The sequence below is a fragment of the Peribacillus sp. NPDC056705 genome, assembly GCF_043656335.1.
This window is the reverse complement of record NZ_JBHTYI010000063.1, coordinates 1-7,237: the sequence shown is the minus strand read 5'-3', so window position 1 is coordinate 7,237 and position 7,237 is coordinate 1. Positions and strand designations below refer to the sequence as shown.

10 protein-coding genes are annotated in these 7,237 nt (G+C 37.6%); 9 read left to right on the top strand and 1 reads right to left on the bottom strand.

Annotated elements, in window-relative coordinates:
* Nucleotides 1–225 precede the first annotated feature (225 nt).
* The 8 genes from ACFRAK_RS27030 to ACFRAK_RS26995 all read left to right on the top strand — a co-directional run bounded on the left by ACFRAK_RS27030 (nucleotide 226) and on the right by ACFRAK_RS26995 (nucleotide 5,260).
* A complete protein-coding gene (locus ACFRAK_RS27030; protein WP_076369572.1) occupies nucleotides 226–954 on the top strand; it encodes an amino acid ABC transporter ATP-binding protein in 729 nt (242 codons plus the stop codon).
* A 22-nt stretch (nucleotides 955–976) separates the two neighbouring features.
* Nucleotides 977–1,804: a transporter substrate-binding domain-containing protein gene (locus tag ACFRAK_RS27025; RefSeq protein ID WP_387598973.1), complete on the top strand. Its 828-nt coding sequence runs from the start codon at nucleotides 977–979 to the stop codon at nucleotides 1,802–1,804.
* A 106-nt stretch (nucleotides 1,805–1,910) separates the two neighbouring features.
* Entirely contained in the window at nucleotides 1,911–2,549 is a 639-nt protein-coding gene (locus ACFRAK_RS27020) for an amino acid ABC transporter permease (RefSeq protein WP_076369568.1), read from the top strand.
* Nucleotides 2,550–2,563: 14 nt separating this feature from the next.
* Nucleotides 2,564–3,214, top strand: coding sequence for an amino acid ABC transporter permease (locus ACFRAK_RS27015; RefSeq protein WP_387598970.1), 651 nt, complete (start codon nucleotides 2,564–2,566; stop codon nucleotides 3,212–3,214).
* A gap of 345 nt (nucleotides 3,215–3,559) precedes the next feature.
* Nucleotides 3,560–3,841, top strand: a complete 282-nt coding sequence (locus ACFRAK_RS27010) for a DUF4190 domain-containing protein (RefSeq protein WP_260288990.1) — start codon at nucleotides 3,560–3,562, stop codon at nucleotides 3,839–3,841.
* Between the two features lie 109 nt (nucleotides 3,842–3,950).
* A complete protein-coding gene (locus ACFRAK_RS27005) occupies nucleotides 3,951–4,271 on the top strand; it encodes a type II toxin-antitoxin system HicB family antitoxin (RefSeq protein WP_076369562.1) in 321 nt (106 codons plus the stop codon).
* A gap of 299 nt (nucleotides 4,272–4,570) precedes the next feature.
* Complete coding sequence (locus ACFRAK_RS27000) at nucleotides 4,571–5,020, top strand: nucleoside 2-deoxyribosyltransferase (RefSeq protein WP_342615839.1); 450 nt, start codon at nucleotides 4,571–4,573, stop codon at nucleotides 5,018–5,020.
* A gap of 66 nt (nucleotides 5,021–5,086) precedes the next feature.
* Nucleotides 5,087–5,260 carry a hypothetical protein gene (locus tag ACFRAK_RS26995; protein WP_394572887.1) on the top strand — a complete coding sequence of 58 codons (174 nt, stop codon included), beginning with the start codon at nucleotides 5,087–5,089 and terminating at the stop codon, nucleotides 5,258–5,260.
* A gap of 393 nt (nucleotides 5,261–5,653) precedes the next feature.
* Here the strand turns inward: ACFRAK_RS26995 and ACFRAK_RS26990 are convergent, their stop codons facing one another.
* Nucleotides 5,654–6,397: a L,D-transpeptidase family protein gene (locus ACFRAK_RS26990; protein ID WP_387598961.1), complete on the bottom strand. Its 744-nt coding sequence runs from the start codon at nucleotides 6,395–6,397 to the stop codon at nucleotides 5,654–5,656.
* A 222-nt stretch (nucleotides 6,398–6,619) separates the two neighbouring features.
* On the opposite strand from ACFRAK_RS26990, the gene ACFRAK_RS26985 reads away from it, so the two are divergent.
* The gene (locus ACFRAK_RS26985) at nucleotides 6,620–7,072 is read left to right on the top strand and encodes a YueI family protein (protein WP_387598959.1); all 453 of its coding nucleotides are present in this window, start codon (nucleotides 6,620–6,622) and stop codon (nucleotides 7,070–7,072) included.
* Nucleotides 7,073–7,237 lie beyond the last annotated feature (165 nt).

Below are 7,237 nucleotides of genomic sequence, written 5' to 3'. Positions count from 1 at the left end.
ATTTTATATAATAAAAAGTGTGAATATTGAATATATTATTTAAATTACTAGTTTAAAATAACAATAAAAATGGTCGTTTCACTATCACTCTCGAAATATTGGGAAATAATGGTGGAAGAAAGGATTATACATAAAATTTGAGGAGAATGCTATATTACGCTTGTGTAATTCTGATTATTATAAATTTTCAGTTTTGTAAGATTGATTAGGGGCGGAGGGCTAATTATGATAGTTTTTGACCGAGTGAATAAGTTTTATGGCGATTTCCATGTATTGAAAGAGATTAATCTTACGATTAAGAAGGGGGAAGTGGTCGTGGTCATCGGACCGTCCGGATCAGGGAAAAGTACACTGCTTCGATGCATTAATCGTCTAGAGACCATTTCGGAAGGTTCCCTTTCCATAAATGGTTCAAATGTAGCTGATAAAAAAACGGACATAAACAAACTCCGTCGGAATATCGGTATGGTTTTCCAGCATTTTCACTTGTATCCTCATAAAACCGTGCTAGAGAATATCATGCTTGCCCCCAGGAAGGTTTTAGGCCAATCCGAAGAGGAAGCGAAAAAGATTGCACTAAAATATTTGGACAAGGTGGGGATTGGAGATAAAGCGAATTCATTTCCTTCCCAGCTTTCTGGTGGACAGCAACAACGGGTAGCGATTGCCAGAGGTTTGGCAATGGGTCCCGAAATCATGCTATTTGATGAACCTACCTCAGCCTTGGATCCAGAAATGATCGGCGAGGTACTGGATGTAATGAAGGCCCTTGCCCATGAAGGCATGACGATGGTGGTGGTTACGCACGAAATGGGATTTGCCCGTGAAGTAGCGGATCGAATCGTATTCATGGACGAAGGAAGGGTTTTGGAAGAGGCATCACCGGCTGAGTTTTACGCCAATCCTCGTGAAGAGAGGGCTCGTTTATTCCTTAGCCGTATATTAAATCATTAAATAAAAAACAGGGGTGAATTTCATGTTTAAGAAAAAGAAATGGTTAAAATTATCTTTGCTATCATTACTGGCTGTCATCTTATTAGCTGGATGCGGCGGGGGCAAGGAATCAGACAAAGCTGATGATGGTGGAGGTAAAGACAAAGCAAAAGATGTTCTCGCACAAGTGAAGGAAAAGGATAAGATCGTTTTCGGGGTGAAAAATGATACAAGGCTATTCGGTCTGAAAAATCCTAAGACTGGAGATGTAGAAGGCTTTGATATTGATATCGCCAAAGCTCTTGCAGCAGAAATCCTTGGTGATGAGAATAAAGTTGAATTTAAAGAAGTGACATCTAAGACAAGGATGGCATTATTGAATAATGGTGATATCGATGCGATTGTAGCGACCATGACAATCACGGAAGATCGTAAAAAAGAAGTTGACTTCACTGATGTTTACTTCGATGCCGGACAATCTTTGTTAGTCAAAAAGGGCAGTGATATTAAGGGTATTGATAGCTTAAAAGGGAAAAAGGTATTGGCCGTCAAGGGCTCTACTTCTTCCATAAATATCCGTGAAAAAGCTCCTGAAGCACAAGTGCTTGAATTTGAAAACTATTCCGAAGCGTTCGCCGCACTTAAATCCGGGCAAGGGGATGCCTTGACAACGGATGATTCCATCCTTTATGGAATGGCGGATGAGGATCCAAGTTATGAACTTGTTGGCGGTACATTTACGGAAGAGCCTTATGGAATTGCCGTGAAAAAAGGAAATGCTGACTTTGTTGGCGAGTTGAATAAAGCTCTTAAGTCACTTAAAGATTCAGGTAAGTACGATGAAATCCATGATAAATGGATTAAACATTAAACATTTTAGCAAATGTATAAGGGAAGCTGGCCTTAAATAACATTTGAACATATGTCTGTGGGGATGAGCGTTTTGCTCATCCTTACTAGTTAAAGGAGTGTACGCCGTGCTTGATTTCTCCATTTTAACAGAGAACCTGGATATGTATTTATTAGGCTTTAGAAATACGATCATGTCGAGTTTGATCGCGTTGGTAGCGAGTTTGATTCTTGGTGTGCTTATTGCTATCATGCGGATTGCGCCGATAAAGCCACTAAACTGGCTGGGTACCGCCTATGTCGAGTTCATTCGGAATATACCGTTATTGATCATAACCTTTTTCTTCTTTCTCGGTCTTAAACTTAGCGGTCTATACGCAGGGACATTGGCTTTGACCATTTACACTTCATCTTTCATAGCTGAGGCAATTCGAGCGGGCATACTTTCCGTGCCAAAGGGTCAAATGGAAGCTGCCCGTTCTTCAGGCCTGACATATGGGCAGGCAATGAGGCTCGTCATATTGCCACAGGCCGTTAAAATAGTCATACCTCCTTTAGGGAACCAATTTATCAATCTAGTTAAGAATTCTTCCATTTTGGCCGTCGTTGCAGGACTCGATCTTATGTACCACGGGGATTTGATTTCTTCAAGGACATTTGTCGTGTTTGATGTGTATATTTTCGTTGCAGCCTTTTACTTAATACTTACCATTCCTTTAAGTTTTGGCGTTGGTTATTTGGAAAAACGTCTGGCTAAGAGTAATTGAAGGAGGTATATGATATGGATTTTGCAGGTGCCTATACACCAGATAATCTTAAGTTTTTATTAGAAGGATTTTGGGTAACGCTCCAGGTAGCTTTTATATCCATCATTCTAAGTTTCATTATTGGCGGGCTTGTTGGTATTATCCGTTACGCAAAGGTGCCGGTGATATCACAAATATTGGCTTTGATTGTAGAAACGATTCGGAATTTACCGCTGTTATTAATAATATTTTTTACGTATTTTGCTTTGCCGGAGGTGAGGATTAAACTTGAAATCATTCCAGCGGCCATTGTTGCCTTGACAATATTCGAGTCTGCCATGCTTTCTGAAGTCATTCGAAGTGGACTTAAATCGATTGATAAAGGCCAAATGGAAGCTGCCCGTTCATCAGGCTTGAGCTATACACAGGCATTGATACATATTATTCTTCCCCAAGCGCTGCGCCGCATGGTTCCTCCTATTGTCAGCCAATTCATTTCATTATTAAAGGATACCTCTTTAGCTGTTGTCATCTCTTTACCGGAGCTGACTCATCATGGTCAAATCATATATGGACAAAGTCAAAAGTACTTAATCCCAATTTTGATCCTTGTGGCTCTCATGTATTTCATTGTTAACTATTGTCTCTCTATGGTAGCCCAAAGACTTGAATTGAAACGAACCTAAAAAAACGACTCAGGAATGAGTCGTTTTCTACTTGTCTACAAAAGGAGGTTTTTGCTATCACCTCGGACCATCGTTTAAAAGAAGACTTGGGTAGCCTCATGTATTTTTTACATTTTTAATTAGGGATGAGTCCCTAACCAGCTAGAAGAATTTGCGACACAACTGCCGAATAACCGGCAAGTTGAGACACCGCTAGATGCTTGCGGCGAAAAGGATTGGCAGACAGTCTGCGGAAAGCGAGCGGATTTCTGAAATCATCTAGAATATTAGAAGTATAAGTGCACAAAAAACGAATCTTTTTCTTTTACTAACCGTATATATAAAGGAAGAAAGAAGGTGGAAGATATGTCGGAAATCAAACTAACCAATAGCAAAGCTATAGTATCATTGATCATGGGGGTATTATCCCTGTTAATTCCATTCATAGGCATCATATTAGGTATTCTAGGTTTAATATTTGCTTCGAAGAGTAAACAAGAAATTAAGCTTACTGGTGAATCTGGAAAGGGATTAGTGACAGCTGGGAAAGTGTGCAGCATCATTGGAATTATCTTGAATGTTATCTTGATCCTGATTTTCCTGGTGTTTTTTTATTTCACGGTAAGTACGGACATAACAACCTTTTAAATCTAAGTAATAACCTAAAAAACTAAGAAAAGTAATTTAAACATATTTAAAATGGAAATTCATGTTATAATTAACTAAAAACCTAAATATGGTATGAAGGGATGATATTTTGACCATTCAAATCTTTGAGTATCCAGCCGTATTCTATTATGAAAAGCACCCGTTGATTATCGATTCTTTTTCCGTTCAAGTTTGCTTCCCGGATTTTAGGCGAGAAGGAATTATTTCTTCCGTTAGCGGTAGGAATCGGGTAGATGCCTTAGCTTGTGCTCAAGAACTGTTGGAAGCCATGGTCGAACATTTTATTCACGATAAAAAAACAATCCCGGATGCAAGTGAAATGGAAAAGGTGAATCTGGATAGGGGGATTAATATTTGTGAGGCTGCCCCCTTCAGGATTGAAATAGAAAATATCACATATGAAAAATAAAAAAACCTTGTCGATTAGGGGACAAGGTTTTTATTTTGTATTTCTTTACATTCAATGAACATTTTATAACCCTGAATGTCAAACCAAAATTTGTACATAGTTTATTATTTTTTGAGTAAGCTGAAGTGACGGTGAAAATGATTCCACTGCATATTTGAAAAACCATCATTACCTGAAAAAGGAATGATGGTTTTTTGGTTCGTTTGAATCCCTTTAAATATTTTTTATTTTTGGGGAAAGGATATTGCGTTCTTTATAACGAATATGTATAGTATAGGTAACATAGGTAAAAAGTATCAATAGTTATATATTTTGGAGGTGTATGTGTGAAATATTATATAGCATCAGACGAAAAAAATTTGAAGCAAGTAAGGTCATTGATCAAGAAATTGACTTCAAAAGGGTTTACTTGTGTGAATGACTTGAATTTAATTACGAATGATGAAAAAAACCAAATAAAGGACGGCATTGGAGAATATGAAAAAAAAGGGATTGAGGAAGCCGATTTCATGCTGATCTTCCTAACAGCAGGTAAAGGTAATCTATATGAGCTTGGATATGCTTTATCTTTAAATAAGAAAATTATAGTTTATTCACCCGAGAAAGACAATTATCATATTAATAAAAAATCAATATTTCATAATCTGCCCGAGGTTACAATCTGCAGCGGGACTTTTTATAAGCTGGTTAAATTGATACATACGCTTTCTCAGGAAGGATCTGAAAAAGATTCACTGCATCTAAAATGAATGTCAAATGTAAAATTTAAAGGATACCCTCAAATAAAATTTCTTTTGAACGAAGTGTTTAATGTAATGAAAATGAGGGTAAAGACCATTAAAAAAAGGGAGAGGACTGTTTTGGCCATTATTGATATCGACCAGTTATTGTTAGCCACTGAGGCGATTGCGGAAGAGTCAGTTCCATTCCATCTTGATACATTTGACATCGATCAACTTTTAGATAAAACGGATTTTTGGAATTGGTAAGGAAAAGCATGCCCAGAGAGGATATGCTTTTTTTTTGAGTGAAAAATAACCTGATTACCGGTATAAAATTATACATGTAATCAGGCAGGTGAGGATATTTTAGATAAAGTTAAAAACGGCGTCCTTTTACGAATCCTAAAATCACAAACATCGCGATGGTGCCTATTACAAAAATTGCTTTAATGGATGTTAAGAGAATTTCATCGTACATTTGTATTACCTCCTTATATGTAATGACAGTGCGATTATGATTAGCTGTTGATGTATAAATTATAACATAAAGTCAATAACTGATGGTGGGAAAATAAAGACGATATGGGTAATAATGTATAGGTTGTACAATTAAAACATAAAAAAAGATATCCTCTAAACAGTGGATATCGGTATTGAAAATTATTTAAGTCCAAGCGCTTTTTTCGTTTTGGGTCCGACGACTCCATCTGAAGTGAGCTTTTTGGATTTTTGGAATTTCTTTACAGCAACTTCAGTATTTTTTCCAAATGACCCATCTACTCCTTTAGTACTGTATCCAAGTTTAGTTAATCTTTTTTGCAGTTCAATTACTTGGGGACCACTGCTTCCTTTCTTCAGGGAAGGGTTGGTATTTACGGGAAGGCTCACAGATTCGCTCACTTTATAGCCATTCGTGGCAGCTATGGTGGCAAATGATTTATTCGAACTGGCAATCAACACTACAGTGTTCATTTTCACCCTTTCGTACAGCCATTGAACATCATTGTTATACATACGAATACAACCGGCACTTATATATTTCCCAATGGTGGTAGGATCATTATTTCCGTGTATTGCGTAGGTATTTCCTGGTGTATTCCTTGCATTGATCCCCAGCCATCTTTTACCTAGAGGGTTTTTTGGGTCTCCGCCTCTAATGTTGCCTTTATAATAGGGACGATTCACAATCTTTGTCACTACCTTGAACTTTCCTTCAGGGGTGTAGGAGGCATTCTTTCCTGTCGCCACGCTGAAAACCCTCACCAAATTATCATTTTCGTAATAGGCAAGCTGATTATTGGCTTTATTGATGATAATCAGTTGCCTTGCTGCCGCATCTGAAGTATTACTGAACCCAACTAAACTAAAAGCGAATATTAATAAAAATACCATCAATTTCTTCATGTTTTTCCCCGTCCCTCATTTAAGCCACCTACATTTACACATACACTATCCTATGCATGAAGTGGAGCTAAAGTGACAATTTTTTAAAGTGGGGGTAGACTAAAAATATGTAATATTAAAACAAGGGCAACTTTCTGCTTTTTTGGCAAACGTAGAAATGATGGGCACTATTTTTGGCCATATTACATACATTATTGATGTGAAAGCGGAGGTGGGGAAGAATTGTCACGCCTAAAGGTGGAGGACTATCTAGAACAAGGCATCCATGGTCCAAAAGAAATCAAGCCTGGTGAACGCAGGGAATTTCTGGGCACATTACGGGAGCGCGTCGTCATCGTCTTAAAAAAAAGCCAAGTCTTTGAAACGAATGTATATCCGGAAATAGAGCAAATGATGAAGCAGCATCCCCGTTCAAATTTATTTTTAAATGGTCAGATGGACTATCAATATTTAGGGAAATATATAAAATTGGCAATGAGTCATAATATTCCTTACAAAATTGTCCTGAACAAAGATCATAACTCCGATTTGGGTCTGGTATTAGCAGAACATAATGCCATAAATAAAGAGGAAATTTATATCGAGAAGAAATATCATGTCCAGCAAGTTATCAAAAAGAAAAGCTACAAAGCATTTTTTAAAAGAATTGTTAAAAAATTATTAAACAAACGTTGATAGAATTATCAACGTTTTTATTTTGTGTACAAAAGGGGGGATGGTCTCACCCGAACCATGATTTTAAAACAAGGCTGTTTTCGCATACTTTGTTGCTATTTACCAAGTAAAGCGGTGTGGTTGATTTCCCCTCCAGATGCTCGCTTTCCGCGGGGCGGGCGGTGA

Bases quoted from the DNA above. Each gene is read 5' to 3' on its own strand.
- ACFRAK_RS27030 (WP_076369572.1), top strand. From the start codon at position 226: ATGATAGTTTTTGACCGAGTGAATAAGTTTTATGGCGATTTCCATGTA.
- ACFRAK_RS27025 (WP_387598973.1), top strand. From the start codon at position 977: ATGTTTAAGAAAAAGAAATGGTTAAAATTATCTTTGCTATCATTACTG.
- ACFRAK_RS27015 (WP_387598970.1), top strand. From the start codon at position 2,564: ATGGATTTTGCAGGTGCCTATACACCAGATAATCTTAAGTTTTTATTA.
- ACFRAK_RS27010 (WP_260288990.1), top strand. From the start codon at position 3,560: ATGTCGGAAATCAAACTAACCAATAGCAAAGCTATAGTATCATTGATC.
- ACFRAK_RS26995 (WP_394572887.1), top strand. From the start codon at position 5,087: ATGAAAATGAGGGTAAAGACCATTAAAAAAAGGGAGAGGACTGTTTTG.
- ACFRAK_RS26990 (WP_387598961.1), bottom strand. From the start codon at position 6,397: ATGAAGAAATTGATGGTATTTTTATTAATATTCGCTTTTAGTTTAGTT.